Raw genomic sequence first — 26,208 nt, 5'->3', positions numbered from 1 at the left:
TGGATTTCTTATTAAGAACTTAAAGTACAAAAAAAATAATGATAACATTCAATAATTCTACTCGCACTCAGTTGTTTAGTGAGAGTTTTTTTAGGTAAATCAGAACCCAAAGGGCATGTTAGCTCCCACAACCTACCGAAGGCAAGCAAGCCCGAGAACAGCCCTCGCAGGCGGGGCTTGACAACCTGACAACGGCTATAAATCCTCAATTATCTTCAAATACAAGACTTTGGTATCGATCAAACATCTGGACAAAGGTCACCCAGGGATGATTTAGGTCCTTTTCCTCCCTTTCTTTGCCGGGGTTTTCCACATAGTCATAAAACCCATTCAAAAACGGAGTCACTCCTGACCATACGGTAAGAATCACCCCGGCAAATTTGTCCTTGACCTGATCGGGATTGTTTTTTCTGAAGAGAAACATGTCATCGACATGGGCCACGCCGACTTCAGGCCTTCTCCATGAACAGCTCATGACCTCAAATCCCTTCATGGCAAACAAAACCGGGGTATGGACGGGCTTTTCATAATGCCAATCATTGATCACCACATCCTTGGGAATCAGGTCAATGGCCTTATGGGTACGGTTGTAACTTCCCTCCCACAAGCCTACTCCGGTGGCCCTTCCGTCGATCAAGCGGTCACCCCATATCCATAGCTTCCTGTCAGATAAGGCCAGGTGATTCCTGATTTTGGTGACCTCCCCGGCAAAAAGCTCCGCTTTATCCAATCCCTGACACCTCGGACATTTGTCATCTCCGATGTAGAAAACCTCATCCATTCCGGCATGAAAAGCATCTGCTTCAAAGACCTCCACAATCTCATCCATCAAGGCAAACACCACCTGATGGACCTCCGGATGCAAAGGGCAATAGCTCTTGCAGTAAAGGCCGTCTGCATTGGGCCATTCGTATTTTTCAGGCAATGCTACATGAGGGGTTTCATCAAACTCCGGATAAACCTTAAGCAGATTGCCCAAGGTGCTGGCCCAGGATTGATGACCTAAAAGGTTGATCTGAGGAATGAGTTGGATGTCATGCTCTCTTGCGCCAGCCACCAGTTTTTTGACTTCGGATTTGCTCAGGGCATTTTCATCCCGGAGTTCGGGATGGCTTTCGAACTGATAATTGAAATCCACCCTTAGGATAACCACATTGACTCCTCTCGGTGCCAATTCCTCCTGCATAAACCGGATAAAGCGATCCAATTCCTGGGTTTTTGGCGCAGCAATGGCAAATCCCCGCACAGGGAGTTCATCTTTCACATCCTGAAAGGCAGAAGTTTCCTTTGGCCAATAAAGACCGATAATTAAAATCAGCAGTGTGTAGAAATAGGTTTTCATGTTGCTTTATTTTCTTTAAATTTTCAATCTCAGTTTTTTTCTTTCTAAAAACCCTGTTACCAAAATGATGACCAAGGCATACAAGAGGGATTTGACAATACCAAGCATCCCTGTTCTCAAAACCAATGGCAGACTGATGCCTACCAGAGTCAGTAGCGCATAATGAATGTAAGGCAGTAAATAAGCGGTCAGGGTACTCGTTCCAGCAGGTTTGATCAGGTCAAACCAATGGGCTTTGCCTTTTTGATCCACCAGCCAGATCAAGGCGGCCAAAACCAAAAAGCTAAGGCCGGTACAAATTGCTATCCAGGATGGAGAGGCCCCTATTTTATGGATTCCCCAGAGTGGTCTAGTCAACAAACCAAACAAAATCAAGGCGAAAGCAAATGCTCCCAAGACAAGCCAATAGTTTTTGTATTTCCCTGGGGACAAATAATTTTTATAATACAACCCGATGATTACACCAGCCATGGAGAAGGCTGGATTGGAACCATCTCCCGAAATCCAGATGTACGGCTTGATGTTTTGTAAAAAATCCAACCATCCCAACTTTGAAGCCGAGTTGAAAAACAGAAAGAAGAGAAAGAATCCCACATAAATGGCCATACTTTCCCGGAAAGCCAAGTATACCAAAGAAGCGATAAGGTAAGCCCAACCGATCAAGCCCAGAATTCCCCACCAATGGAACTGCATCCAGATGGGAGCATCCGAACTTCCTCCTTTGTACAACAAAGCCAAAACCCCTAGCAGCAAAATCCCAGCGAGCTGAATGGTGATCTTATTCTTTTTATGCTGGTATTTGCTGTAATCCAGCCAGATCATAAAAAATGCCACCGTAATCAATATCTGCCACATCGGTTTGGAAAGCAAGGCCTCTGATTCGTTGTAATGTTCAAGATTGACATGAAATACACCTATGGTCAAAAGCGCCAGGGTCCTAAAAAAAATATGCATCAAAGTTCCATGGATTCCCTCTCCTTTTGCTATCCTTCTGGACAAAGCAAAGGGAATGGAAAGCCCCACGATGACCAAAAAGGCAGGAAACACCACATCGGCCAAGCCCAACCCATCCACCTTAGCAGGTACATGATCCAGCCACTTTGGGATTTCTCTGAGTGTCCAAAGGTCATTCACAAAAATCATCAGCAACATGGTAAGGGCCCTGAAGACATCAATGGAATATATCCTGCTGAATGAACCTGATGTGTTGGTGCTGGGCATGTGGAATGATAGGGATTAAACAAAAGATCTAGTATGAAACGAATTTTATTTTGAAACTTCTTCTTAATTCTAATATCCCATTCCCATACCTTGCGCTATGGAGGACATTGAATTTTAAAACCTGAAAGATGGGGCAAAGCAACTCTTTTTGACTCAAAATATTGAAAACAGGTAGTAATACGAGCCCTTTTAACAAGGATTCATCCATTCTTCTACCTTTCTTAAAAATAACATAAAAATGAATAACCGATCCTTTTATTGAATAGATTTACACCAATGGTTGCCAACAAGCTTTTCACTCCTAAAATGGAATTAAAAAAGGAAACAAAAATTAGAGGGATTGGTCGGTTTCACGGGTTACCTTGAAGGTAAGCCAACAAATCCCTCAGATCCTGATCGCTCAATCGCTGTTCCAAGCCATCCGGCATCAGGGATGCTTTGATCATGCCATAATCTGCAATGTCTTTCTTGTCAACGGAGACAAAGCCCTTGGACTGAGTATACAGTTTGATGTCATTATTGCCCACGTCGATCTGTCTTCCATCGAGCCTATTGCCATCTTTGAGCAGGATATACCAACCCTGCCACTCCGGACTCATTTCTGCCGAAGGGTAGAGAATGGATGAAATCAATCCCCTACGGTCTTTTGATCTTCCTACCTGACTGAGGTCGGGTCCCAGGTCCCCGCCTTTGCCGTCCATTTGGTGGCACGTCGCACAAAGGGAGGTATTGGAAAAAAACACCCGTCTGCCCCGTTCTGAGTCCGCCTTTCCCTCAAGCAGTTCCTGCCAAAGTGCTTCTTCCTCTTTATCTGGTCTACCGGGCATTTGCTGTTCCAGTCCCAGCAGTAGCTGTTGTTGAAAGGCGTTTGGAGGGGAAGCATTGTCTTTCCTTTTCTCAAAGGCCTCTCTGACCTCTGGCCTGGATATTTTACTTCTAAGGTAGCGAGCAGCCTCTGTTCGGATGTTTTCCTCGCTCGTATCCAGTAGGGGGATGATCCTTTCCCAGTCGTCCAATGGCTGGGCCGCCAACACCGCCAAGGCATCCGAACGGATGATTTCCGGATTTGAGGTGTCTAATGCCATTTCCAAAAGCTTCGCCGCCACGGCTTTATCCGGTAGTCCCTGAAGGGTTCGAACAGTCTCCAGTCTGATTTCTGATTCATGGTTTTTTTCTAAAAAGGAAAGCAGAAAATTTTGGTGCGCACCCAAATCTTCCAGATACCTAAAAGCAAATACCCTGATTCCCGAAGGCTTGGAAGCATCCCTGACGATCTCAGAGACAAAACCTTCCGGAAGTGACCGAGGAAGGGTGTTGCTTCTGGTGATTTCCCGGCTTTGATAGGCATTTACAAATTCGGGCTGCAGCAATTTGACTGTTTCCAAATAGGTCTGAAAAAGATCATTGTTTACTGGACCTGCGGTAAGGACGGTTTCGATTTCATTTTTGTAAGCAGTCAGCTGAGCACTTCCGACCCAAATCAAGGCCATTTTTCTGACCTCCGCATCCTTATCTCTCAGAAAGTCCCTGACCAAATATTCCATGGATTCATCCCCCGATCTCATGGCCGTCAGCAATGCTGCCATTCTGATGGATGGATGGTTGTCCTTTGCGGCCATCTGTATTTTCGCAGGATGTTGTCCCATGGCCATCTGGGCAGCATGCACTTCAAAAGGATCATCCGAAACAAGATGCTTAAGGATGTCTTCCCAAGTAGCAGTGGTTAGGCTTAATAAGGGCTGCATTTTATCCTGAACAGGCGCTTGGTACATTTCACTTCTCTTCAACAGGGGGACGTCTTGCTTAGTGGTCATTTTCCAGATCTTGCCCCGGCCATGGTTGGGATAATAGCGAATGACCCAGTCTGTGAAATAGATGTTTCCTTTGCTGTCCGAAGCAAAGGAAACAGGCCTAAATTCCTCACCTCCCTGGACAATGACTTCCGCTTCACCTGTCAAAGACATTCCTTGCTCCCGAAAATTGACCCTTACAATATTGCTTTCCTCCCAGATGGTACAGAGCATCTGATCCTGATAGTCAGCTGGCAAAGCGGCGAAATTGGCATTGAGCAGCCCTGAGGGGGCTTCGCCCAAAGGCACTGCGATCGGAAGGGTGCCCGGGAGTTCGCCATCCCATGCCAGGTAAGGATGGATGCCACTTCCTCCAAAAAGCGATTGGTATCCAAAATCCGATCCTTGGACCGCATGCACCAAGCGATTGGGTCCTCGGCTGTCGGGGTCATTGTCCGCCACCAAGAGGCGTCCGTAATCATCAAATTTTAAGTCAAAGGGATTCCAATAGCCGGTGCTGAAAATCTCCACTTCAGAACCATTCCATTTTGCCCGAATGATGTTGCCTCCATCGCCAAAGCCGGAAACCTGATTTCCGTCAGTTCCTTCCATGATCCAAAGGTCACTGCCAGTATTTCCCCTACCGATATACATCCAACCGTCCGGAGAAAAAGCGATACTCAACAAGGCCGCATGGGGGTAAACATAATCCGGTTTGGTCAATTCAAGCAGCTTTTGGCGTTCTTCAGAAACTCCGTCCCCATCGCTGTCATAGAAGACCCATACTTCTCTGGAAGTGACCAGGTACAGATGTCCCTCCGGTGAAAATGCAAGGTTCAATCCTTCCAGTATGCCTTCTGCGAAAATGGTTGTTTTGTCCAGATTTCCATCACCATTGCTGTCCTCAAAAACCTTGATCAGGTCGCCATCCGGACCTGCATAGTCTTTAGGCTGCAGGTGGGTATGCGATTCCAATACAAACACCCGGTCCCGCTTATCTATCGCTATTCCTACTGGGGTGACAATATCCGGGTCTTCTACCGCTACAGAGAGATCTAGTCTTGGATCAAGAACCTTTACCCCCGCCGGGAGCTGTTCTTGAATAGGGTTGTCATTTTTACAGGCATAAAAAAAGCAACAAAGTATCAGCAAAAAAGGAATGAGGTAGCGCCTCAAGCAAGAGGTAAATAAGAATTTCATACAATAGGTTTAGGTATATTGCCAAACCTTTCAGGTCTCAAAGATCTCGAAGGTTTTTAAGCCAAACATAAGACCTTCAAGGTTTGAAAAACCTCAAAGGTCTTTTAGGACTCATACTTTTTAAACAAATCATAGGCCCTTGTGAGGTCTTTGACCAGGGTGGCTTCATTTCTGGGCGGGGCCATTTCTATCAGGAGATAGCCCGCATAGCCATGTTCCAGCATTTTTTGGACGACGGCATCGTTTTGTGTAACCCCTTCGCCATAGTTGACGACTTTATGTACGCCAAACTTTTCAGTGTCTTTCAGGTCTATGTGCAGGATTTTGGAATGGAAGCGATCGACTACTTCCAGCAGGTCAACCTTAGAGCCATCAAAATGGGCATTGTCCATACACATGCCCACATGGCTGGAATCCACTGCCTCAAAGATGCGGTCATAGTCCTCCAAAAACTCGATGTTGTTGTTGGCATGGTTTTCCACCAAAACCAATACATCCATCTCCTCCGCAGCTGGGGCGATTTCCTTGAGACAGGCAATCACAGCATCCAGCCCACCTTCTTTACCCCTTCCGGCACCGGTAAATTTCACTCTCCTGCATCCAAGTTCTTTGGCTGCCTGCATGTTCCAGAGCTTGTGGGCCACATCCTTGACAATGTTCCCCTCAGCTCCAAAAGAGCTCCCCTGCACACAAATCGGCGTCAGCCCATGTTGGTTACACCTCTCCTTGATGGAGTGGATGCCTGTTGGGGTAAGGGTGCGCCCGTACCAGCAATTGAATTCGACATTTTTGAAGGGAAGCTGCGGAAGGATTGCAAAGGCCTTTTCAAAATATTGGTCTCCAAACCCATCCATGGTAATGGTGGCAATGGCGAGCTCCACCTTTTTGTCTACTTCAGGAGCATTTTTTGACTGAGCTTCAGATAGGGCTTTATGTGACAGCAGACTGACACCTGCAAGCCCTAAACCTGCTTTTTTTAGAAAACTTCTTCTGGGTTGATTGTTGTCCATGACTGAGGTTTTGCTTTAAAATCAATTTACAATATAGTAAATATCATGTTGTTCTTTTGGGTTGGGTTTTGAAAAGTGGGTGATTATCTAAAAGAACATGCGTATTCAGCCCAAAAGAAAAGGCATGTAAACATTTGGTTAAATCCGTGTTTAACATGTGTGAGCGTAAATGGAGATGAGTGGGAAATAAGTCCCATTAAAGAATGGATTATTTAAGTTAAGGGTAACTGGATTTTAAAAAACAAGACTGCAAATAAGAGTTGCAATGGTCTAATGCAGTTGATGGCCCCACAATGCCTTGCACATCTTCGGTTTTCCGGCGTCACACCGCACAGTCTCAATGACAATTGTTCAATGATGGCCATCAAAGTCAGACCTTAAAATATTGTCTGCTGTTTTTCTACAGACGAAGACCCTTCGGCAAGCTCAGGGTGACGGAAATAAAGAAAGATTCGTTTCCATAATGACAGATTCTTATCACTACTTTGAGAACGATTGATCACTAAATGGCATCAAAAAATACACTCCTTATTATTGAGAAATGGACATTTCAGCAGAGAGGAAGGGATTGCTCGTACGCGCAAACCATGCCGCACAGCCCCTCGCGAATCTCCCTACGGTCGATTTCAAACCCGGGGGTTCTCATCCCTTCCTTGAGGATGTATGATCGGTTTAGGGCATAAAAAAACCGATCACATGTTCTGTATCGGTATTTATAATTGCAGAGAGGAAGGGATTGCTCGTACCCGCAAACCATGCCGCACAGCCCCTCGCGAATCTCCCTCCGGTCGATTTCAAACCCCGGGGGTTCTCATCCCTTCCTTAGGGCTGTTTGATCGGTTTGTGCATAAAAAAAATCCGCTCCTTTTTTTAAGGAATGGATCTTTTGGGCAGAGAGGAAGGGATTCGAACCCTCGATACCCTTGCGGGTATACACGCTTTCCAGGCGTGCTCCTTCAACCACTCGGACACCTCTCTGTATGGTTTTCGCTCAATCGAAGCGCAAAGAAAAATATAAAAAACCCCCAATCCAAATTAAACCGTGGATTCTTCCCCGAAATTCCCTAATTACTCGTCAGGGACATCTCTCCGGCTAGTGGCGTAATCAGCTTCCTCCTGATCTCTTCCTCATCGGGATCATGGGCCAGCAGGTGCATCATTTTGGTGATGGCAGCCTCAGTCGTGATGTCCCCCCCACTCAGCACCCCTACCCGCTTCAGGTCTTTGCTGGTCTCATACCTCCCCTGGATCACACGGCCACCGTTGCATTGGGATACATTCAGCACGATGATGCCTTTATCTATCGCTTTTTCCAAAGATTGAAGAAACCACTTCTCGCTAGGTGTATTGCCAGAACCATAGGTCTCCAACACCACCCCTCTCAGGTTTTTGATCGCAAAACAACTGTCCAAGACATTTTTAGTGATCCCCGGGAAAAGCTTGAGTACCATCACCCGGTTGTCCACCCGGTTTCGGTATTTGAGTTGGGCGCCTTCTTTGAAGGGTTTGATCGCTGCATAGTTATAATCGATCACGATACCGGATTCGGCTAAAGGCGGATAATTCTCCGATTCGAAAGCATCAAAATGCACACTCTGAACTTTCTTGGCTCGATTGCCCCTCAGCAACATGTGGTTGAAAAAGATGCAGACTTCAGGCACAATGGGTTTGCCATTGGCCTTGGCGGTAGCGATCTCCAAGGAAGTCATCAAATTTTCCCGGGCATCTGAACGCATGGCGGAAATGGGCAATTGGGCCCCTGTAAAGATCACTGGCTTGCTCAGACCGTCGAGCATGTAGCTCAACATGGAAGCGGAATAAGCCATGGTATCTGTTCCGTGCAAAACCACAAAACCGTCATAGGTATCGTAATTTTCATAGATGATGTATGCCATGTCCATCCAATGTTGCATGTTGACATTGGAGGAATCGATGGGTTCCGGAAAAGAAATGACGGTAATGGCGATGTGCATGTTGGTCAGATTGGGAATCTTCTCCAGAATCTGACCGAAGTTGAAGGGAACTAGTGCTCCGGTAGCGTCGTAGGCCATACCCAGCGTACCTCCGGTATAGATGATCAGCACAGATGACGTGATGGCCTCTTTGGCACTGGTATTTAACCGGACAATTTTATAATTCATTTTCATGGTATCCTGAAAAGATCTAGGGTGTTTTGGGTACTGGTTTGAGCCACTTTCTCAAGGCCCTCTCCGGTCAATTCAGATATTTTTTCAGCGATCAATGGGATATATTCAGGGGAATTTCTTTTGCCCCGGTATGGAATCGGGGCCAGATAAGGACCATCGGTTTCCAAAACAAGCCGGTCAATGCCTATCTCTGGAAGGACCTTGTCCAATCCTCCGTTTTTGAAAGTGACCACCCCTCCTATACCCAGAAGAAAACCAAGTTCCAAAATTTCTTTGGCCTGTGCAAGAGTCCCCGTAAAACAGTGGAAAACTCCCTTGAGGGCTTCATCATTCAGTTCCTTGACAATGGCTATGGTTTCATCAATGGAATCTCTGCAATGCAACACGATGGGAAGTCCCTTCTGCTTGGCCCAACGCATTTGGATCCGCAAGGCCTCTTTTTGCTCCTCAAAAAAAGTTTTGTCCCAATACAAATCCAAACCGATTTCTCCCACTGCGGCAAAGGGCCTTTTTTCCAGCCAGTCCTCCATCACATACAGGCTTTTCTCAAAATCCTTCTTGACATCACAGGGATGTAGGCCCATCATGGGAATACACATGTCAGGGTAACGGTGTTCCGCCTCCAGCATGGCATCTATGGATTCCAGGTCAATGTTGGGCATGTAAATTTTATCCAAACCCAATTCCCGGCTTCGGCGGATTACCTCATCCCGGTCATGGTCATATTTTTTGGAATAAATGTGTGCGTGGGAATCTATGTAGGTCATGGGTATGCTCTTCCTTTCCAAGTGGTTTTTCCTGGCCAAAAATAATAGAGAATGGTTGACCAAGAAACGATCAAATAATAAAGATCAAAGGTAATCAATTCCATTTTAGGGATTTTAGTTTCCGTCTTGGCTGCAAAAACGGACAGAAAAACGCCCTGCATGACCACCTTGCCCAACCATAAGCCCATACCCCAAAGAGGCAATTGACTGATTAAAAACAAAATAGCCGGAAAAAACATCACCTGTAGAAACAGTAAAAATTTCCAGATAAAGGGAAGTGACATGGCGCCATGCATCCACCTTTTGCGTTGCTGCAGTAATTCCCGCATGCTTTCTTTCCCTAAGGTTTCTATCAGGCTCTCTGGGGATACCTGTTGCCGGATGGTAAAGCCGGCTCCCGCCACGGCCTTGGCCATCTCCAGGTCTTCCGTCAGTGAAAAAGGAATTAGATCAAAACCCCCTGTCTTGTCATAGGCTTCACGGGTGACCAGCATGTTGTTTCCCATGGAGGTGAGATGGAATCCCAAATCTACGGTGACTTTGATGATCCCGAGCGTCATCCACCAATCCAATGCCTGCATTTTGGTAAACCAGGTGTTGCCTCTGACCTTGGTGGTACCGGTGACCAATCCGGTACCAGGTTTTAAGCAGCGCACCATTTCTTTTGCCCACAGTGGATTGACCTCACAATCCGCATCGGTAAACAAAAACACCTCTCCACGGGCTTTTCTGACCAACTGCGCCAAGGCATGGGCTTTTCCATTGACTTTGGCTTGAAGAGAGGGGTGAATAGTTGTAAAATGCCTGTTTGGGGCTAGTTGGCACCAAGCTTCTAAAATTGCTCCGGTTTCGTCCTGACTGTTGTCATCCCCCATGATAAATTCCAGTTTGCTCTGAGGATAATCAATTTGTGCCAAGGATGCCAACAAAGGTTTGATCACCTCGGCTTCATCCCGGCTGGGCACCAAGATGCTTACCAAAGGCAAAGCTACCTGAGGGGATTTTTCCACATGGTTTTTGAAATTACTTTGCAGCAATCCAAATAGGGCCATGTCCTGCATCCACAACAACACCACCAGGATGAAAGCTACCCATACCATCATAAAAGGGCAGTTTCGAGGTTTTTTTGACGTATAAAATCCAAATAGTCTGGCAGTACTTTTCTGATCACTGCTCTGGTTTTTTCCTGATCATGAAAAACCACAATGGAGCCTTCTTGGGTATATTTTTTGGTCTTGGCCAGGCAGGTGGTAGCAGAAAGACGGCTGTCATAATCTCCCGATAACACATCCCACATGATGATCTGATGGCTTTTCTTGATTTTGTTGGCCTGCTTAGAGGTCATCCTGCCATAGGGAGGGCGGAACAAATGCGGTCTGAGCCCCAGCTGATCGATAATGACCTGATCACAATCCTTTACATCGGCAAGGTAGGTTTCAAGGTCTGTTTCCATTCCTCTGAGGTGTCTTTGGGTGTGGTTGCCTATTCTATGTTCCGCATTGACAACGGCCAAAGCCAAAGCAGGATGTTTCCTGACATTTTCCCCAACCATAAAAAAAGTGGCTTTCATGTCCCTTTTGGACAGTTCTTCCAAAACATACTCTGTCACCCCGGGTACCGGTCCATCATCAAAGGTCAAATAAACTTTGGATTCCTGCCTGCTGTGGTTCCAGATGAAACCCGGATACCACATCTTGATCCATTGAGGTACATGATGGAAGACCATCGCTATTTTAACCTTAAGCTCAATAAAGTCACATCGTCCTTTCTGGTAACCCCCTCCGAAAACTCATTCAATTCCATGAAAAAAGTTCTGTGGAACTCGGTTGGGTCTATGCAGATGTTTCTTCTGACAAATTTCAAAAACCTCGCTTCCCCATATTCTTCATCTTTTCGGTTGAAACATTCCGTCAAACCATCGGTATAGAGGTGAATGCTGAAACCCTTCAAATGATCTCTATGGCCCATTTCCAAAAAAGGCAGCTCTTCGAAAGCACCCAGAATGGTGGTACCTGCTTCCAGTAATTCCGTCCTTTTTTCGCCTTCCCAACAGAGCACGGGCGGATTGTGCCCGGCATTGATGTATTCCAGTCTCCTGGTTTTAAAATTGTAGTAGCCCAAAAAGAAAGTGATGAACTTCTCCCCATGGGTATTTTCAAAAATGGTAAAATTGAGTTGCTCCACGATCATTTTCAAGTCCGATGTACTCCTCAAAAGGGTACGCAGGGCAGCTTGGAAATTGGACATCAATAGCGCAGCTGGCATCCCTTTGCCTGACACATCTGCCACACAGAAAAATACCTCATCGGCTGATTTTTGGATCAGGTCGTAATAATCTCCCCCTACCGTGCTATGGGGAAAATAAGTCACCTTGGCCTTTAATTTTTGGGTTTGGGGAAGTTGGGCCGGGAAAAGCATGCGTTGAACACTGCTGGCTATTTCCATTTCCTTGTTGAGCCGCTCCTGTTCCAGTTGCTTTCTGGCAAAACGTTTGTTTTCCAGTGCCACCACTAAGATATTGGTCAGGGCTTGGGTAAAATCCAGGTCAATGCCGTTTTCCTCATCTTTGGTTTTCAGGAGCAAAATGGCCAGCATCTTGTCTTTGTGATATACTGGAACATAAGTGTCCAGTTCCGCAAAGGAATACTCAGGAGGAAGAATTAGGTTAAGTTTTCCGATTTTATGGTTGTCTTCTACATCACCAATGGGAATTTGGTCAGGGATATTGTGTTTGATCCCATGCGCGATTCTGGAGTCAAAATGGCTGTCGGAAGAAACATAAAGCACCAGGGCCTTGATGTTGAGGTGTAGCAAACAGGTAAACTTGAAGATATTGAGCAATACCGTCTCGTTTTTATTTTCATTGATGGCCTGTGTGATTTCCAGCAGGGCCTTCAATTCAAGTTCTTTTCTTTGATATTTTACGGTTTCGGTGTCCAAGTCTGTCATTCTTTAAAGGGCATTGTGCTCCATCAGGCCTTTTTTGCTAGCCAGGTAGTAATAAGCCTTGCCATCTTGTAAAATCCGGGCGTCTGAAAAGATCTCCTCATCGGGCTGATAAAGACACTTGATCCATTCCTTTTGATAAAGCAGTTGCAAGGTACTCAAAAGCTTTTCATCTTCCCAACCCAGTTGTTCTTTTAAGTGGACATAAGGCTGGACAAAGTACAGCTCATCCATCAAATCAAATTCATCATCAGACATTTTCTTTCGGGTATTTTATGTTTGTGGTATGCCCTTTTCTGCCTTTCCATTCAACTTCTTTTCCAAGGGTGGATAAACCAACCCTGATGGCATAAATGGGATGGAGAAAACTGGCTTTGAGGTAATCCAAAAGCTTAAATTTAAAACCCATATCTTCCAAAACCAACCCCAGCACCTGTTTTTCTGCCAAGCATTTGATTCCCCAGAGGAAGATGAAAACCATGGCAGCGGCTTTACCAAAAAAGGGCAAAGCAAAACTGCTCAAAAAAACAATTTGAATTCCGAAAGTCCCCATGGCTGCCCATGCCTTTGACTTGTTCTCGGGATGTCTCCATTTGCCTGCCCACCTGATTCTTTGGGAAAGGTAGGCGCCCCAATCCGGTGAAGGTTCGGTATGGACCAATTGACTTTTTGAGGTTTGGTAGATTATGCTTTCAGGGCCAAAGGTGGCAGCTATTTTTGTCAACAGAAACGCATCATCTCCACTCAACCATTCCCTGTTTCCTTCGAAACCTCCAACTTTTAAAAAAGCTGCCTTTCGATAAGCCAAATTGGCTCCGCTGCACATGAGAGGGGATTTTTTATAAAAGAAAAAATGGCTCAGCAAAAGAATACTACCCCATTCTATCTGCTGGAAAGTGGCGAAAAAACCGGGTTTGGGAAGACTCATCACCGGACCTGCCACCATCATGGTTTTGCATTCCCCAAAACCTGCCAACAGGCCTGAAATCCAATGATCCGGCCACCTGCAGTCCGCATCGCTTTGGACGATAACCTCTCCTTTGGCCTTGAAGATCCCTGTTTCCAAGGCTTGCTTTTTCCCCGTACCCTCATTCAACAGGTATTGTATCGGCACCTTCAAGGCCTCATTTTCCCGGCTTTGAATCAACGCCGCACCCCCATCTTCGCTGTGGTCATCCACCAGAATTACCTCAAGATCCGGATATACCAAAGACTCTATTTCCTGAAATAGCAGGGGCAGGTGATGTGCTTCATTTCGGATGGGCAAGATCAGGGTTACCGGAATTGATGGTGATTCCAGATCAACTTCAGGAATCTTATGCCACCAGATCTGTCTCAAATAGAACAGCAAGCCTCCGTAGAGAAGGGCGAAAAAAATGTACAATGTTAGCATGAATTCCATTAAATTGCGGTGATGGGTAAAGTAGCGAAAATTGCGGTAAAAGAAAAAATCATCCTCGGTATAGATCCCGGAACCAACATCATGGGATACGGACTGATTCTCATAGAGGGGAAAGCCTACAAAATCCTGCAGTTTGGAGTCATTCACCTGAAAAAATACGGCTCCCATGAGCTTAAGTTGAAGAAGATTTTTGAAAGAATTACAGGAATTATCGATGAATTCCATCCCGATGCCGTGGCCTTGGAAGCACCTTTTTACGGGCAAAATGTCCAATCCATGTTGAAACTGGGACGCGCACAGGGGGTGGCCATGGCTGCTGCCTTAGCCAGGGATATTCCCATTGCGGAATACTCTCCCAAGAAAGTCAAGCAGTCCGTCACAGGCAACGGCAATGCGTCTAAAGAACAGGTTGCCGAAATGCTCAAAACCTTGGTTCAAATGACAGAAACGCCAAAATTGTTGGATGCCACAGATGCCTTGGCCGTGGCCATCTGTCACCACTTTCATGATGGCCGATTGCAGACCCGTGGCAGGGCTGCAGGCTGGAAATCATTTTTGCAGGAAAACCCCGACAGGATCAAATAAGCTGGACTGCATCAAAATGAATCTTTAAAGAGCAGCTTTGATTTTTTCAGCAGTCTTGGCCAAGTCCTCAGAACTTGGCTTCAACTTGGGCCGGGTAAAATTGATGTCATCCATGGTCCTGAGAGGAATCAGATGAACATGGACATGGGGAACTTCCAAACCAATCACGGCAACGCCAACCCGTGTACAGGGAATGGTTTTATCGATGGCCTTGGCTACTTTTTGGGAAAAGACATGCAATCCAGCCAGGGTCTTTTCATCCATATCAAAAATATAGTCAATCTCTTTTTTGGGTACCACCAATACATGGCCCATAACCAGTGGCATGATGTCTAAAAATGCAATGTAATCCTCGTCTTCCGCAATGATGTGACCTGGAATTTCTCTGTTGATTATTTTGGTGAAGATGCTAGCCATAGCCTAAAAATAAAAAATCCCAATGGGAATACCATCGGGAAGCGTAATTTAATAATTGATTTCCAAGACCTCAAACTCCAAGGTTCCAGCCGGCGCCTTGATCTCGGCAACCTCGCCAACCGATTTTCCAACCAGGCCTTTGCCGAATGGGGAAGCCAAAGAAATCTTTCCGGCTTTAAGGTCCGCTTCTTCTTCAGAAACCAACGTATAAGTGACCGTCATGCCGTTTTTAATGTTTTTGATTTTGACAGTGCTCAGGATACCTACCTTAGAGGGGTCCATTTTGGAATTGTCCAGGACTCTGGCATTTCCTACCACCTCTTCCAGTTTGGAAATTTTCAGTTCCAACAGACCCTGCGCATCCTTGGCAGCATCATACTCGGCATTTTCGCTCAGGTCCCCTTTGTCTCGGGCTTCAGCTATCTGCTTGGCGATGTCCTGTCTTCCTTTGGTCTTCAGTTCCTGAAGTTCATCCTTTAATTTCTTGAGTCCTTCCTCAGTATAATATTGAATTTTTCCCATGTTTTGATATTGCTATGGCTATGAAAAATAAAAGAACGGTTTCATTTCTGAAACCGTCTCTTTCCGTTTTTTGCTATTTTGTAGCTACAAAGATAAGAAGTTATTGAGGACAAAGCAATTTTAGGCGGGAAAGAATGTTTAAGGCAATCATTTAGGGTCTGAGAAAAAAAGAAAAAACGGATTATGAATGGGTATTTTTAATTTTTTAAAGAAATCTTTAGCAAAGTAGAACCCGATCCAAAATGCTAATTCATAATAGGCCCCAGAATTCTTTTCGACCAAACTGAATTGAATTTTAAAAGATAAAGACCTGGTTTCCGCAATTGGCAGCAAGACCACTGTAAGCCTAGTACTTAACCGTAAGAAATCATTGACCCTTGATATGATCAGAAACCTCTCACAATTATTGGGATTGCCCGTAGAAGTGTTGATCCAACCCTACGATCTCAATAGCAAACGGGCGTTGGTAAATTGAAAAATATCAGGTATCTCCAGTTTTTTAGCTTGCAACATTTGGTGTTGGAATGATTTTCAGCCTAGCTTGATCATGTTCTTTAAAAGCATTGCTTGCTTCCAAATGTTCTTTCATGCCATCCATATCATCTCTGATTTTTACTTCACTAAATTCCATCCCCATCAAACTTAAAAAAAGAAGAAAAATACAGTAAAGCAGAGATATTGGCATTCATGAACAAAAATATTCCATTGTAAGGGCCAAATTGGAAATTATTTTCTATTGTAAAAATAGGGGGATTTAATTATCGTTTTTTTCTGATATTTAGATTTTTGTTATTTTAACTCCGTATCCTTTTGCTTCCAGTAATCCGATAACTTCAAAGGATCCTGCTGCAGGAGCAAGACGATTCCTTTATAAAGCTCAGCATTGTAAGCCAACAACCGGTCAGGGATTTCAAAGAAAGCTTCCAGCGCTACAGCAAAGAACTCATGCTCATTCTTGCCCGCACTTTGCCGAAGGATAGTATATTCACCGGATCGGATTTTTTCAATTTCCTTGGTGGCCAAGCTCACGTATTCCTGCCAGGCCTTGGGATGAAAGAAATCACTTTCCCCATTGTAATGGATCCTGTTTTCAAGTTTTAAGGCATGCGCTATTTCATGGATGCCCAGATTGACCCCATCTCTTGTATCAAGATGACCTCTAAGGAAATTGCGCCAGGAAATCACAATCACCCCCAACCGGGGATTGACTTCTCCTTGGTGGTAGGTTTCATTGATGGTGCTGTAATAATCATCGGGATAGATCAGGATTTTATTGAAATGTTTTAGCGAAACGCCCTCCAGTCCAAAGGTCACCTTGACGGCTACTGCTCCGATCAAAATCCGCATTTCTGTACTGACCTGTTGGATATTTCCTCTCGGTATAAACTGTTTGGTCCAAAGAAAATAAATAAGGCGCTCCTTGAATTCCTTTTGGTGGGCAGGTGAAAGGCCTTTGAAGTAAGGTACATGCTGATGCAGGATCTGAATTTCTTCTTCCTGCAGCTTTCTGACCCCCAGTTTGACCAAAATCCAATGGTAAAGTTCAAAAAGAAAATTTCGATTCACCCGATGTATATTCATGTTATGTAAAAATTTATTTTTTAGCCATAGGAAGCTCTCGACCTTATTTCCTACACTTTGGGGACCGAAATCAGAGGACCGAAGTTATGTTGAATGAAATTTAGTCTTAGTCCTTACTAATTAAAAGGTGCGTATTTTTAAGGTACGATATTCATTATGGATCATTAAAAAAATAAGATCGGGATGTCCCGATCTTATGGTTATGTTCTTTCTTTCTCAAGGTTTACTTGGCATAATTGACCGCTCTCATTTCTCTGATCACCGTGATCTTGATCTGACCGGGATACTGCATTTCTTTTTCTATTTTTTGGGAAATATCAAAAGAAAGCTTGCCTGCAGTGCTGTCATCCACATTGTCTGCATCCACCAGAACCCGCAGTTCCCTGCCTGCCTGCATGGCAAAACATTTGTTGACCCCATCAAAACTCAATGCGAGATCTTCCAGTTCTTTCAGCCGCTTGATATAGGAATCCATGATTTCACGTCTGGCGCCAGGCCTGGAACCTGAGATGGCATCCGATGCCTGCACGATGGGCGAGATCATGGAAGTCATCTCGATTTCATCATGGTGGGCTCCTATGGCATTGCATACCTCAGGATTTTCCTTGTATTTTTTGGCCAGTTCCATGCCCAAAATGGCATGGGGCAGCTCGGCCTCTTCGGGGTAGACTTTCCCAATATCGTGAAGCAGGCCTGCCCGCTTGGCAAGCTTGGCATTGAGTCCCATTTCTGCGGCCATGGTGGCACAAAGCTTGGCCACTTCTCTGGAGTGTTGCAGGAGATTCTGTCCATAAGAGGACCTGAACCTCATCCTACCTACCATCCGGATCAATTCTGGATGCAGACCGTGAATACCCAGTTCGATACAGGTCCTTTCTCCGATTTCTATGATTTCATCTTCGATATTTTTCTCCGTTTTGGCCACCACTTCTTCGATTCTGGCCGGGTGAATCCTGCCATCCTGTACGAGACGGTGCAGGGAAAGTCTGGCGATTTCCCTTCTTACCGGGTCAAAACCGGAAATGATGATGGCTTCAGGGGTGTCATCCACCACAATTTCCACTCCTGTCGCAGCTTCCAAAGCCCGGATGTTCCTACCTTCCCTACCGATGATTTTACCTTTGATGTCATCGCTTTCAATGTTGAAAACCGACACGCAGTTTTCAATGGCATGCTCAGTCGCAGTACGCTGAATGGTATCCAATACAATCTTTTTGGCCTGTTTGGTAGCCGTCAGTTTGGCCTGGTCAAGGATGTCCTTGATCTGTGAGGAAGCTTTGGTGGTCGCCTCATCCCGCAGCATTTCCATCAATTGATCCTTTGCTTCATCTCTTGAAAGGTGGGCAATTTTCTCTAAATCGGAAATCCGCTGATTGGTCACCCGATCCAGTTCTTCTTTTTTTATCCCAACGGCGTGAAGCTGCGCACTCAGGTTTTCTTTCTTGCTATCAAGTTCCGCCTCTTTCCGCTTGATTTGTTCCATTTCCTTGGAAAGTACCTGCTCTCTTTGCTTCAGTTTGTTTTCATTGGTGATGAGCAGGTTTTTCTTTTTGGACACTTCCTCTTCAAACTCTGACTTGAGCCGAAGGTATTTTTCCTTGGCTTCCAGCATCCGGTCTTTCTTGGTGGCTTCAGCGGTGATTTCCGCCTCCCTGATGATTCCTTTGGCTTTCTCTCTGGCCTCTTCTTCCAGCTTTTGATTGTTTTTTCTTAGAAACAAGGCCGCAATGGCCACTCCCACGCCCAGGCCTATCAGGCCGGCCAGGATGATGTATATCGATTCTCCCATAGGTTATTTTTGTTACCTACCGGTAGCCGAAAAGTGCCGAATAAACAATATTTTCAATAATTATAAAAGGGATGCCAATTGGTCATTGATGTCAATGATGGCCGACTTTATCTGCTCGCTTCCTTCAGAATTGATCTCACTCATTTCCATGGTTTCCACCATACAATCGAAAGCTACCATGGCCAATAAATCCTGCCTGTCATCCAATCCAAATTCTTCTCTGTATCTTTTAAGTTTATCATTGATTAATTTTCCTGCCCTTCTGATTTTGGCTTCATCTTCCGCCTTCACCTTCATCGGGTATTCCCGATCTCCAATTTTCAGTCTTATTGAAAGTGTATCCATATCACTCTGACAGGTAGGTAATGATCTTATCGATTTCTTTGATATAACTATTGATCTTGTTGCTCATTTCGGCAGATTCTACTTCCTCCACCGGTATGTTATTCACAATTTTACTAATTTTAATTTGATTTTTAAAATGATCCAAGGCCTGCTCCTTCTCTTGCAACGACTGCTTAAGCAATTCCAATTCTCTAGCCATGGAAGCGTTTTGTTCTTCCATTTGCAGCATTTTCTTTTGGACCTGATTGGCTAATCTTTCTAAGCGTTGGAGTTCCTCGTGAATCATTTTATTTTCTTATGTATGCATCTATTTCCTTTTCAAATTCCTGCATCAACTTGGCCATCGTTTTGTCTATCACTTTGTCGGTCAGGGTATTTTCCTGATCCTGTAGGTAAAAACTCAGTGCATAAGCCTTTTTTCCCTCATCTATTTTATCACCCTGATACACATCGAAAACCTGTATCTTTTGAAGCAGTTTGCCACCGGCTTTGTAGGCAATCCCTCTGATCTGATCAAAGCTGATCCCTTGGTCAATGACCAAGGACAAATCCCTTCTCACTTCTGGAAACTTCGAAATTTCCTCATACTTCTTAACACCTGTTGCTTTCTTGCCTAGGTAATCCCAGTCCAGTTTGGCAAAGAAAACCTGTTGCTTGACTTCATTCAGCTGCGCAGTTTTTCTGTCCAAGAGTCCCAATATGCCTACCTCCCGCTCTCCTGCCATTAAGCGTAAGGCATATTCAAATGGGCGTTCGTGGATCACCTCCACCTCAGGCATCCTGATGTTCAGTTTTTCCAGCAAAAGCTCAACCACTGCATAAAGGTCAGAAAATGTCACTTCTTGGGTCGAAGAGCGCCAGCTTTCCACCCCTTGGTTTCCAGTAAGGAATAAAGATACATGTTTTTCTTCTCTATATCCCTTTGAAGTCTTAAAATAACAGGTACCAAACTCGAAAAACCTGAGGTCTTTCTGCCTTCTGTTGATGTTGTGGGCCAAAACTTCCATTCCTGAAAACAACAGTGTCTGCCGCATCACGCCCAAGTCTTCACTGAGCTGATTCAATATTTTGACACTATTCTTGGGATCCAAAAAACCTGATTTTTCCGCATAGGCGGGTTTTGTCAGGGAATTGGTGATGATTTCATGGAAGCCGATTCCGGATAGAATTTCAGTCAATCGGTACTGCAGCTTGTTGAGGTCTTTCTCAGGGTGCTCTGCCAGATAATCCGCATGATAATGCTCAGTTAAAGGGACCTGTTCAAATCCATAGATCCTTAAGATCTCCTCAATAATATCCGCTTCTCTTGTGACATCGACCCGGTAGGGTTTTACGATCGCCACAAAGCCCTCTTCGGTTTCCTCGCTTACTTTGATCTCTAAGTTTTTCAGGATGGATTTGATTTCTTTGCGGTCTATTTTTTTCCCTATCAGTCGGTCAATGTGCTTGTAAAGTACCGGAATGTTGCAATCCAGGATGGGTTCCGGGTAGATATCTATTATATCTGAGCTGATCACTCCCCCAGCCAGTTCCTTAATCATGAGTGCCGCCCTTTTTAAGGCATATACCGGCATATTGGGGTCAGTGCCCCGTTCAAATCGGAAAGAGGCATCCGTTTTCAGGCCGTGAAACTGGCTGCCCTTGCGGATGATATCGGGAGAAAAGCAGGCACTTTCAAGAAAAATCCCTTTCGTTTCACTGCTCACACCCGAGCCCTTGCCGCCAAAAATACCGGCCATGCAAAGCCCATCTACTTCATCACAGATCATCAACTCTTCTCCTGACAATTTCCTTTCTTTGTCATCTAAGGTAACAAACGGAGTGTCTTTGGTCAGCCGCTTGACTACTATCCAGTTTCCCTTGATCTTATCCAGGTCAAAAGCATGAAGAGGTTGGCCAAGGTCATGCAGTACATAATTGGTGATATCCACCACATTGTTGATGGGTTCCAATCCAATCCCTTTCAGAAAATGCTGCAACCATTCCGGTGAAGGTGCGATTTTCAATCCGGTAATGGTCACACCTGCATACCTGGGACAGTCCAATCCATTGGCAACGATCACCTCTACAGGTTTTTCGGTGTTATCAGGTTTAAAACCATCTACCTCAGGAAGGCAAATCTCTTTTTGCAGCAAAGCCTTCAGGTCTCTGGCAACACCCAAGTGTGAGGCAGCGTCTGCCCGATTGGGGGTAAGGCCTATTTCGAGGATATGGTCTCTGATTACTTTGAAATATTTGGATGCAGGGGTACCATTCGGCAACTTTGTGTTCAGCACCATGATGCCATCATGGCTCTCTCCCAAACCTAATTCGTCTTCGGCACAGATCATGCCTTCCGAAACCTCTCCTCTGATTTTTGCTTTCTTGATTTCAAAGGACTCTCCAGAGGTCGGATACAACTTTGCTCCTACTGTGGCAACTGCCACTTTTTGTCCCTCGGCTACGTTGGGTGCGCCACAAATAATAGGGACTATATCTGTTCCGATATCTACGGTTGTTTTGCTGAGCCTGTCAGCGTTGGGGTGGGCCTCACAGCTGAGTACTTCTCCGATCACGATGCCTTCCAAACCCCCAGGTAGTGAATCATACATCTCGATCCCTTCCACTTCCAAGCCAGCCTGAGTCAACAGGTCAGCTACTTCTTCCGGGCTTTTATCTATAAAAATGTAATCCTTGAGTCTATTGATAGAAATCTTCATTCGCTATGTGCACTAAATTTTGAAAGCTTTAAATCGGCTCAACTCAACTTAAAATAGTCAAGTTTTAAAAAGCATTCGATTAGGGATAAATGCTAAATTAGCGACAAATTTAAGATAATTGGGCAAGCCATTTGCCGAAACCTAATATTTTTTCTCTCCGGCGCGGACAGGAACGGTAAGCAGATTCTCAGCAGGGGGCAAGGGGCAGGCAAAGTCAGGGTTATAAGCGCAATAGGGATTATATGCCAGATTAAAATCAATGGTGATGGAATTCTGCCCGTCTTTTTTGAGATTGAGATAGCGTCCACCCCCATAGGTCTCTGATGCGCTCGTCTCATCAGCAAATGCCAAAAAGTAATTTCTTCGATCAGGTTCGCTGACAGCCTGAAGCAAAAGCAGGCGATGGGTGGTGCCTTCAAGATCAAATTCGGCAAAGGAATCCCGGATGTATTTCTCCACGCTACCATCGGTCATCGGCAATTCGATCACCCTTTTGTTTCGAACAGGGACCACCCTGGCCTTGATCTTGAAGTTGGCATCAATAGGAAAGTAGGACAGGGAATCCAATTCCCTTTTTTGTTCTTCGGTAAGCGGAGAATCCGGATTGTATTTGAGGTACTTAAACTGCCTTTCTCTTTCCTTTTCGATATTTTCTTGGTAAACGGCAGGATTATCGGAAGCTACAAAGGTATACGTGATTGAAGCCAGGATTACCAAAACGACTATTCCCAGCAGGATGTTTTTTTTACTCATGAAATTTCAGATCAATGCTTCATCGGCAAAGCTAAAATAGCCAACATCTGTGAAAATCAAGTGGTCCAATACCGATAACTCCAGATTTTTGCCTACTTCCACCATTTTCTTGGTCAGACGGATATCGGCCTGTGAAGGTTTTAAGTTGCCGGAAGGATGGTTGTGAACCAAAATCAAGGAACTTGCACGATGTTCGAGTGCCGCTTTGAAGATGAGCTTTGGGTCAGCAATGGTGGCACTGGTTCCCCCTTGGCTGATCAAAACTTTTTTGATCACCTGATTGGCCCTATTGAGGAGCAAGGTATAAAAAAGTTCTACCTGTTCATCAAGCATTTCTGGCTTCATCAGGTTGTAAACATCTCCTGACGAAGTGATTTTAAACTTTTTCTGAGGTTCGGTATTTTTCCTCCTTCTACCCAATTCCAGCGCACTGACGATGCTGATGGCCTTGGCCTCTCCTATTCCTTTGAACTGTTGCAGGTCTTTGATACTCATTTTTGCCAAATTCGCCAAATCATAGTCCACACTGGAAAGGATGTGTTTGGCCAGGTCCACGGCGCTGAGCGCTTTGGTACCCGATCCGATTAGGATGGCGATCAGTTCTGCATCCGTAAGTGCCGATTTGCCTTTGAGTAAAAGTTTCTCCCTGGGTCTGTCCTCCTCAGCCAAGGAGGAAATTTTGATTGACTGGTAATTGTCCATAAAAAAGTCTTTGTTAATGAACTAAAGTATCAAATATCAGGCACAAAAAAAAGCTTTTCAGAGTGAAAAGCTTTTGTAATCTCTTTTTGGCTGAAGTAAAAGCTTAAGCCATGGCGTTGACAAACTTGGTCAGCTTGGACTTTTTGTTTGAAGCGTTTTTTTTATGGATGATATTCTTCTTTGCCAGTTTATCAATCATAGAAGTCACTTGCTTCAACAGTTCTTGGGCTTCTGATTTGTCTTCGGCGTTCCTCAGTCTTTTGATAAAAGTTCTGGTGGTTTTGGCCTGATACCTGTTTCTCAAACGCTTGGCCTCGTTTGCACGAATTCTTTTAAGAGCCGATTTGTGATTTGCCATATTTTGATTTTTACTTGATTTCCTTCTTTTCCCAAATTGGAATGCAAAGTTAAGGACTTTATTTTTAAAGACAAAAGAAATTTCTCAGTAAACCTATGGTATACTTGAAATCTGTCTGTTTTAAACACCTCCTTTTACCAATAGAGCACAAATGTAGTTGATTTTACTTCCCTCTTTTTAAATTTTTCATTAATTTCCAAGATGAAAAAACTTTTTTTATCTCTATTGGTATTTTTTTTCCTTTCAGATGTGCTGGTGGCTTGGGGATTCTTTGCCCATAGGCGAATCAACCGATTGGCAGTCTATAGTCTACCTCCAGAGATGCTGGGTCTTTTCAAAGAAAACATCCAATTCATCACTGAGAATGCCGTCAATCCAGACCGTAGGAGGTATGCGGTCATGGGTGAAGCCGAAAAGCATTACATTGATTTGGAGGCTTTTGGGGACAGTGCTGCCTATCGCTTGCCAAGATACTGGCAGGATGCCGTTGACCTGTACACAGAGGATACCCTGCGGAGGTATGGCATTGGCCCTTGGAATGTTCACCGCACCACAATACAGCTTACCAAGGCTTTTGAAGAGAAAAACAAAAAGAGTATTTTAAGGCTTGCTGCAGACTTGGGACATTACATCGGTGACCTCAATGTCCCTCTACACACCACCCGCAACTACAATGGTCAGCTGACCGGACAGGTGGGTATCCATGCTTTTTGGGAAAGTCGTGTCCCTGAATTGCTCTCCGATGATTTTGATTTTTTTGTGGGAAAAGCCAGCTATATTGACAACACACAACTGGCAATTTGGGAGGCTGTAATCCAGGCGCACACGGCATTGGATTCTGTCTTGAATGTTGAAAAAATATTGAGTGATCGGTTTGAAGCAGACAAAAAATACAGTTTTGAGGAAAGGGGAAACATCAATACCCGGGTGTATTCCAAGGAATTCACCACCGCTTACCACCAAGCCCTCGATGCACAGGTGGAACGTCAGATGCGAAAATCCGTAAAAATGATCGCGGATTTTTGGTACACCGCATGGATAAACGCCGGTCAGCCCGACCTAAAAGAGCTGCAAAGAAAGCCCATGGAAGTCGACACCGAAGAAATTCACGTAGGCCCCAAGCCCCAAAATATCAGGGAACACGAAGGCTACCTAGTTCAGCCCGATCCGGATCCAAGAAGGGCCTTCATTTCAAGCATGTGGCGCCCTTGACACTTCCTTATGACTGCTTGAAGAGAGATAAAAAGAAATGCTATCTGCCAGTTTCTCGAAGGTCTCCCTAAACACCTCCTCATCTTCTTCCAGCAAAGTCACTCTAAAGCCTCTCAGGTCCGAACAAAAGGAACTCACTGGAACTACACATATCTGAGCAGCGGCTAGCAGATTATAAACAAAACGCTTGTCATGGGGCATGTCTTTTTCTTCAAGCCAATGATTCAACAACGATTGGATCCTGATGTCATCTACCGGAAGGTATTGGTCACTTTTCAGTAAGTGCTCATCGAAAACCACGGTATTGTAAAATGCCCCCTTTGTTTTATTGAATTTGATGCCTTTGACTTTTCCCAGCACCTGTTCCATGATTTCACTCCTTCTACCGATTCTGCTGTTGGCCTCCTGACGGTAGGCTGCATACTTTGGATGCTGCATGATTCTGGGAATGGCCAACTGTGGCAACATGGTGGAACATACCTCAATCATCTTGGCATTTTCAAGGGTCAGGCAAAGCTTGTTGAATTCCGGTGAAGCATCACGGTTGTAAAATTCCATCCACCCACACCTTGAACCCGGCCATGGAAATTCCTTGGAAATTCCCTTCAAAGAAATACCAGGCAAATCCCCCAGTACTTCAGCAAGAGAAATCGCCTTATGCCCATTATACGTGATGTTTTGGTAAATCTCATCCGCAATGAGCAGCAGGTTAAACTCTTTGGCCATGGCCACAAAAACCTCCAAGACCTCTCTGGGATATACCATACCCGTGGGATTATCCGGATTGATGATCAGAATACCTACAATGGCAGGATTATATTTGACTTTGTTGTAAAGGTCCTCCATATCCGGATACCAGTTGTTGTCGGGATCCAGTTTATAGGTGATGGGGCTGGTATTGGCATGGGCTGCCTCTGCTGAACTGTGGGTAGAGTAGGCAGGCGATGGGCCGATGATCCTGGCTGTTGGAATCAAAAATTGGTACAGTTTGGCAATCGCATCTCCCAATCCATTGAAAAATAAAATGTCCTCAGGTGAAATCTGCACCCCTTGGTTTTGATTGTTGAGCTCAGCCAGAAACCGCCGTGTTTCCAGCATCCCCTTGGAATCCGCATATCCGTAGGTTTTGTCCTGAGTCACTAAATCTGAAACAATATCCTTCATCCATTCAGGAATGGTATTGTGCTTCTGAATTGGATCTCCAATGTTTTCCCAAGTAATGGGATAACCAAGGTTCTCTATCATCCTGGCTTTCTTGACGATGCCACGGATCTCATAATTCAACTCTTCAGCCCCAGGCCTTAATAGCAACTGTCTCATATCAAATGTGCTGGTTTTGGTTTGCTATGGAAGGGCAAAGAAACTAAAAAGAATCCGAAATTTTCTTTTTAAACCCCATGATTCCCCGTGTTTCCATCAG

At 44.8% G+C, this 26,208-nt stretch carries 25 protein-coding genes and 1 tRNA gene; 2 read left to right on the top strand and 24 right to left on the bottom strand.

Annotated elements, in window-relative coordinates; translation table 11 throughout:
* Positions 1 to 205: 205 nt before the first annotated feature.
* From H1A14_RS10390 to H1A14_RS10335, 12 genes are all read right to left on the bottom strand, one after another.
* On the bottom strand, positions 206 to 1,342 hold the full coding sequence (locus H1A14_RS10390) for a family 20 glycosylhydrolase (RefSeq protein ID WP_194776184.1): 1,137 nt from the start codon (positions 1,340 to 1,342) through the stop codon (positions 206 to 208).
* A 15-nt stretch (positions 1,343 to 1,357) separates the two neighbouring features.
* The gene (locus tag H1A14_RS10385; protein WP_194776183.1) at positions 1,358 to 2,563 is read right to left on the bottom strand and encodes a DUF5009 domain-containing protein; all 1,206 of its coding nucleotides are present in this window, start codon (positions 2,561 to 2,563) and stop codon (positions 1,358 to 1,360) included.
* A 350-nt stretch (positions 2,564 to 2,913) separates the two neighbouring features.
* Positions 2,914 to 5,553 carry a PVC-type heme-binding CxxCH protein gene (locus H1A14_RS10380; RefSeq protein WP_194776182.1) on the bottom strand — a complete coding sequence of 880 codons (2,640 nt, stop codon included), beginning with the start codon at positions 5,551 to 5,553 and terminating at the stop codon, positions 2,914 to 2,916.
* A 104-nt stretch (positions 5,554 to 5,657) separates the two neighbouring features.
* Positions 5,658 to 6,563: a sugar phosphate isomerase/epimerase family protein gene (locus H1A14_RS10375; protein WP_228527719.1), complete on the bottom strand. Its 906-nt coding sequence runs from the start codon at positions 6,561 to 6,563 to the stop codon at positions 5,658 to 5,660.
* 891 nt (positions 6,564 to 7,454) lie between these two features.
* A tRNA-Ser gene (locus tag H1A14_RS10370) sits at positions 7,455 to 7,541 on the bottom strand.
* Between the two features lie 86 nt (positions 7,542 to 7,627).
* Positions 7,628 to 8,704: an asparaginase gene (locus tag H1A14_RS10365; protein ID WP_194776306.1), complete on the bottom strand. Its 1,077-nt coding sequence runs from the start codon at positions 8,702 to 8,704 to the stop codon at positions 7,628 to 7,630.
* Between the two features lie 2 nt (positions 8,705 to 8,706).
* A complete protein-coding gene (locus H1A14_RS10360) occupies positions 8,707 to 9,477 on the bottom strand; it encodes a TatD family hydrolase (protein ID WP_194776181.1) in 771 nt (256 codons plus the stop codon).
* Positions 9,474 to 10,580 carry a glycosyltransferase gene (locus H1A14_RS10355; protein WP_194776180.1) on the bottom strand — a complete coding sequence of 369 codons (1,107 nt, stop codon included), beginning with the start codon at positions 10,578 to 10,580 and terminating at the stop codon, positions 9,474 to 9,476. Before H1A14_RS10355 ends, H1A14_RS10360 begins: the two co-directional genes overlap by 4 nt.
* Positions 10,577 to 11,203 carry a polysaccharide deacetylase family protein gene (locus H1A14_RS10350; RefSeq protein ID WP_194776179.1) on the bottom strand — a complete coding sequence of 209 codons (627 nt, stop codon included), beginning with the start codon at positions 11,201 to 11,203 and terminating at the stop codon, positions 10,577 to 10,579. The genes H1A14_RS10355 and H1A14_RS10350 overlap by 4 nt, the downstream gene beginning before the upstream one ends.
* 2 nt (positions 11,204 to 11,205) lie before the next feature.
* Positions 11,206 to 12,417, bottom strand: coding sequence for a PP2C family protein-serine/threonine phosphatase (locus H1A14_RS10345; protein ID WP_194776305.1), 1,212 nt, complete (start codon positions 12,415 to 12,417; stop codon positions 11,206 to 11,208).
* A gap of 12 nt (positions 12,418 to 12,429) precedes the next feature.
* The gene (locus H1A14_RS10340) at positions 12,430 to 12,681 is read right to left on the bottom strand and encodes a hypothetical protein (protein WP_194776178.1); all 252 of its coding nucleotides are present in this window, start codon (positions 12,679 to 12,681) and stop codon (positions 12,430 to 12,432) included.
* On the bottom strand, positions 12,674 to 13,816 hold the full coding sequence (locus H1A14_RS10335) for a glycosyltransferase (RefSeq protein ID WP_194776177.1): 1,143 nt from the start codon (positions 13,814 to 13,816) through the stop codon (positions 12,674 to 12,676). The genes H1A14_RS10340 and H1A14_RS10335 overlap by 8 nt, the downstream gene beginning before the upstream one ends.
* A gap of 21 nt (positions 13,817 to 13,837) precedes the next feature.
* Between H1A14_RS10335 and ruvC the strand changes: the two genes are divergently transcribed.
* A complete protein-coding gene (ruvC, locus tag H1A14_RS10330) occupies positions 13,838 to 14,410 on the top strand; it encodes a crossover junction endodeoxyribonuclease RuvC (RefSeq protein WP_194776176.1) in 573 nt (190 codons plus the stop codon).
* A 24-nt stretch (positions 14,411 to 14,434) separates the two neighbouring features.
* Here the strand turns inward: ruvC and H1A14_RS10325 are convergent, their stop codons facing one another.
* The 11 genes from H1A14_RS10325 to rpsT all read right to left on the bottom strand — a co-directional run bounded on the left by H1A14_RS10325 (position 14,435) and on the right by rpsT (position 23,576).
* On the bottom strand, positions 14,435 to 14,827 hold the full coding sequence (locus tag H1A14_RS10325; protein ID WP_194776175.1) for an HIT family protein: 393 nt from the start codon (positions 14,825 to 14,827) through the stop codon (positions 14,435 to 14,437).
* 48 nt (positions 14,828 to 14,875) lie between these two features.
* Complete coding sequence (gene greA, locus H1A14_RS10320) at positions 14,876 to 15,349, bottom strand: transcription elongation factor GreA (protein WP_194776174.1); 474 nt, start codon at positions 15,347 to 15,349, stop codon at positions 14,876 to 14,878.
* Positions 15,350 to 15,848: 499 nt separating this feature from the next.
* On the bottom strand, positions 15,849 to 15,980 hold the full coding sequence (locus H1A14_RS23300; RefSeq protein WP_262893964.1) for a hypothetical protein: 132 nt from the start codon (positions 15,978 to 15,980) through the stop codon (positions 15,849 to 15,851).
* A gap of 158 nt (positions 15,981 to 16,138) precedes the next feature.
* Positions 16,139 to 16,930 carry a zinc-dependent peptidase gene (locus H1A14_RS10315; RefSeq protein ID WP_228527718.1) on the bottom strand — a complete coding sequence of 264 codons (792 nt, stop codon included), beginning with the start codon at positions 16,928 to 16,930 and terminating at the stop codon, positions 16,139 to 16,141.
* Between the two features lie 223 nt (positions 16,931 to 17,153).
* Positions 17,154 to 18,719 carry a ribonuclease Y gene (gene rny / locus H1A14_RS10310; RefSeq protein WP_194776173.1) on the bottom strand — a complete coding sequence of 522 codons (1,566 nt, stop codon included), beginning with the start codon at positions 18,717 to 18,719 and terminating at the stop codon, positions 17,154 to 17,156.
* 60 nt (positions 18,720 to 18,779) lie between these two features.
* The gene (locus tag H1A14_RS10305) at positions 18,780 to 19,064 is read right to left on the bottom strand and encodes a cell division protein ZapA (protein ID WP_194776172.1); all 285 of its coding nucleotides are present in this window, start codon (positions 19,062 to 19,064) and stop codon (positions 18,780 to 18,782) included.
* 1 nt (position 19,065) lies between these two features.
* The gene (locus H1A14_RS10300; RefSeq protein WP_317174869.1) at positions 19,066 to 19,284 is read right to left on the bottom strand and encodes a hypothetical protein; all 219 of its coding nucleotides are present in this window, start codon (positions 19,282 to 19,284) and stop codon (positions 19,066 to 19,068) included.
* 67 nt (positions 19,285 to 19,351) lie between these two features.
* Complete coding sequence (pheT, locus tag H1A14_RS10295) at positions 19,352 to 21,763, bottom strand: phenylalanine--tRNA ligase subunit beta (protein ID WP_194776170.1); 2,412 nt, start codon at positions 21,761 to 21,763, stop codon at positions 19,352 to 19,354.
* Positions 21,764 to 21,904: 141 nt separating this feature from the next.
* Complete coding sequence (locus H1A14_RS10290) at positions 21,905 to 22,516, bottom strand: DUF1684 domain-containing protein (RefSeq protein WP_194776169.1); 612 nt, start codon at positions 22,514 to 22,516, stop codon at positions 21,905 to 21,907.
* 6 nt (positions 22,517 to 22,522) lie between these two features.
* Positions 22,523 to 23,218, bottom strand: coding sequence for a RadC family protein (radC, locus tag H1A14_RS10285; protein WP_194776168.1), 696 nt, complete (start codon positions 23,216 to 23,218; stop codon positions 22,523 to 22,525).
* Between the two features lie 103 nt (positions 23,219 to 23,321).
* A complete protein-coding gene (rpsT, locus tag H1A14_RS10280; RefSeq protein WP_194776167.1) occupies positions 23,322 to 23,576 on the bottom strand; it encodes a 30S ribosomal protein S20 in 255 nt (84 codons plus the stop codon).
* A gap of 201 nt (positions 23,577 to 23,777) precedes the next feature.
* Here rpsT and H1A14_RS10275 point away from each other — a divergent pair, with 201 nt between their 5' ends.
* Positions 23,778 to 24,788: a zinc dependent phospholipase C family protein gene (locus tag H1A14_RS10275; RefSeq protein WP_194776166.1), complete on the top strand. Its 1,011-nt coding sequence runs from the start codon at positions 23,778 to 23,780 to the stop codon at positions 24,786 to 24,788.
* On the opposite strand, the gene H1A14_RS10270 is transcribed toward H1A14_RS10275, so the two are convergent.
* Positions 24,768 to 26,108: a pyridoxal phosphate-dependent aminotransferase gene (locus H1A14_RS10270; protein ID WP_194776165.1), complete on the bottom strand. Its 1,341-nt coding sequence runs from the start codon at positions 26,106 to 26,108 to the stop codon at positions 24,768 to 24,770. The genes H1A14_RS10275 and H1A14_RS10270 overlap by 21 nt on opposite strands.
* Positions 26,109 to 26,208: the final 100 nt, after the last annotated feature.

The sequence above is a fragment of the Pararhodonellum marinum genome, from assembly GCF_015354735.1.
Taxonomy (GTDB): domain Bacteria; phylum Bacteroidota; class Bacteroidia; order Cytophagales; family Cyclobacteriaceae; genus Pararhodonellum; species Pararhodonellum marinum.
The sequence above is the reverse complement of the archived record's forward strand: the minus strand, read 5'-3'. Positions and strand labels throughout refer to the sequence as shown.

Excerpts from the sequence above, each read along its gene's own strand:
- H1A14_RS10355 (WP_194776180.1), bottom strand. The coding sequence starts at position 10,580 with ATGATGGTATGGGTAGCTTTCATCCTGGTGGTGTTGTTGTGGATGCAG.
- H1A14_RS10325 (WP_194776175.1), bottom strand. The coding sequence starts at position 14,827 with ATGGCTAGCATCTTCACCAAAATAATCAACAGAGAAATTCCAGGTCAC.
- H1A14_RS10275 (WP_194776166.1), top strand. The coding sequence starts at position 23,778 with ATGAAAAAACTTTTTTTATCTCTATTGGTATTTTTTTTCCTTTCAGAT.
- rny (WP_194776173.1), bottom strand. The coding sequence starts at position 18,719 with ATGGGAGAATCGATATACATCATCCTGGCCGGCCTGATAGGCCTGGGC.
- rpsT (WP_194776167.1), bottom strand. The coding sequence starts at position 23,576 with ATGGCAAATCACAAATCGGCTCTTAAAAGAATTCGTGCAAACGAGGCC.
- H1A14_RS10340 (WP_194776178.1), bottom strand. The coding sequence starts at position 12,681 with ATGTCTGATGATGAATTTGATTTGATGGATGAGCTGTACTTTGTCCAG.
- H1A14_RS10360 (WP_194776181.1), bottom strand. The coding sequence starts at position 9,477 with ATGACCTACATAGATTCCCACGCACACATTTATTCCAAAAAATATGAC.
- H1A14_RS10270 (WP_194776165.1), bottom strand. The coding sequence starts at position 26,108 with ATGAGACAGTTGCTATTAAGGCCTGGGGCTGAAGAGTTGAATTATGAG.
- H1A14_RS10305 (WP_194776172.1), bottom strand. The coding sequence starts at position 19,064 with ATGGATACACTTTCAATAAGACTGAAAATTGGAGATCGGGAATACCCG.
- H1A14_RS10350 (WP_194776179.1), bottom strand. The coding sequence starts at position 11,203 with ATGGTCTTCCATCATGTACCTCAATGGATCAAGATGTGGTATCCGGGT.
- H1A14_RS10335 (WP_194776177.1), bottom strand. The coding sequence starts at position 13,816 with ATGCTAACATTGTACATTTTTTTCGCCCTTCTCTACGGAGGCTTGCTG.
- ruvC (WP_194776176.1), top strand. The coding sequence starts at position 13,838 with ATGGGTAAAGTAGCGAAAATTGCGGTAAAAGAAAAAATCATCCTCGGT.
- H1A14_RS10390 (WP_194776184.1), bottom strand. The coding sequence starts at position 1,342 with ATGAAAACCTATTTCTACACACTGCTGATTTTAATTATCGGTCTTTAT.
- H1A14_RS10385 (WP_194776183.1), bottom strand. The coding sequence starts at position 2,563 with ATGCCCAGCACCAACACATCAGGTTCATTCAGCAGGATATATTCCATT.
- H1A14_RS10290 (WP_194776169.1), bottom strand. The coding sequence starts at position 22,516 with ATGAGTAAAAAAAACATCCTGCTGGGAATAGTCGTTTTGGTAATCCTG.
- H1A14_RS10375 (WP_228527719.1), bottom strand. The coding sequence starts at position 6,563 with ATGGACAACAATCAACCCAGAAGAAGTTTTCTAAAAAAAGCAGGTTTA.
- greA (WP_194776174.1), bottom strand. The coding sequence starts at position 15,349 with ATGGGAAAAATTCAATATTATACTGAGGAAGGACTCAAGAAATTAAAG.
- radC (WP_194776168.1), bottom strand. The coding sequence starts at position 23,218 with ATGGACAATTACCAGTCAATCAAAATTTCCTCCTTGGCTGAGGAGGAC.
- H1A14_RS10380 (WP_194776182.1), bottom strand. The coding sequence starts at position 5,553 with ATGAAATTCTTATTTACCTCTTGCTTGAGGCGCTACCTCATTCCTTTT.
- H1A14_RS10300 (WP_317174869.1), bottom strand. The coding sequence starts at position 19,284 with ATGGAAGAACAAAACGCTTCCATGGCTAGAGAATTGGAATTGCTTAAG.
- H1A14_RS23300 (WP_262893964.1), bottom strand. The coding sequence starts at position 15,980 with ATGGAATTTAGTGAAGTAAAAATCAGAGATGATATGGATGGCATGAAA.
- H1A14_RS10365 (WP_194776306.1), bottom strand. The coding sequence starts at position 8,704 with ATGAATTATAAAATTGTCCGGTTAAATACCAGTGCCAAAGAGGCCATC.
- pheT (WP_194776170.1), bottom strand. The coding sequence starts at position 21,763 with ATGAAGATTTCTATCAATAGACTCAAGGATTACATTTTTATAGATAAA.
- H1A14_RS10315 (WP_228527718.1), bottom strand. The coding sequence starts at position 16,930 with ATGAATATACATCGGGTGAATCGAAATTTTCTTTTTGAACTTTACCAT.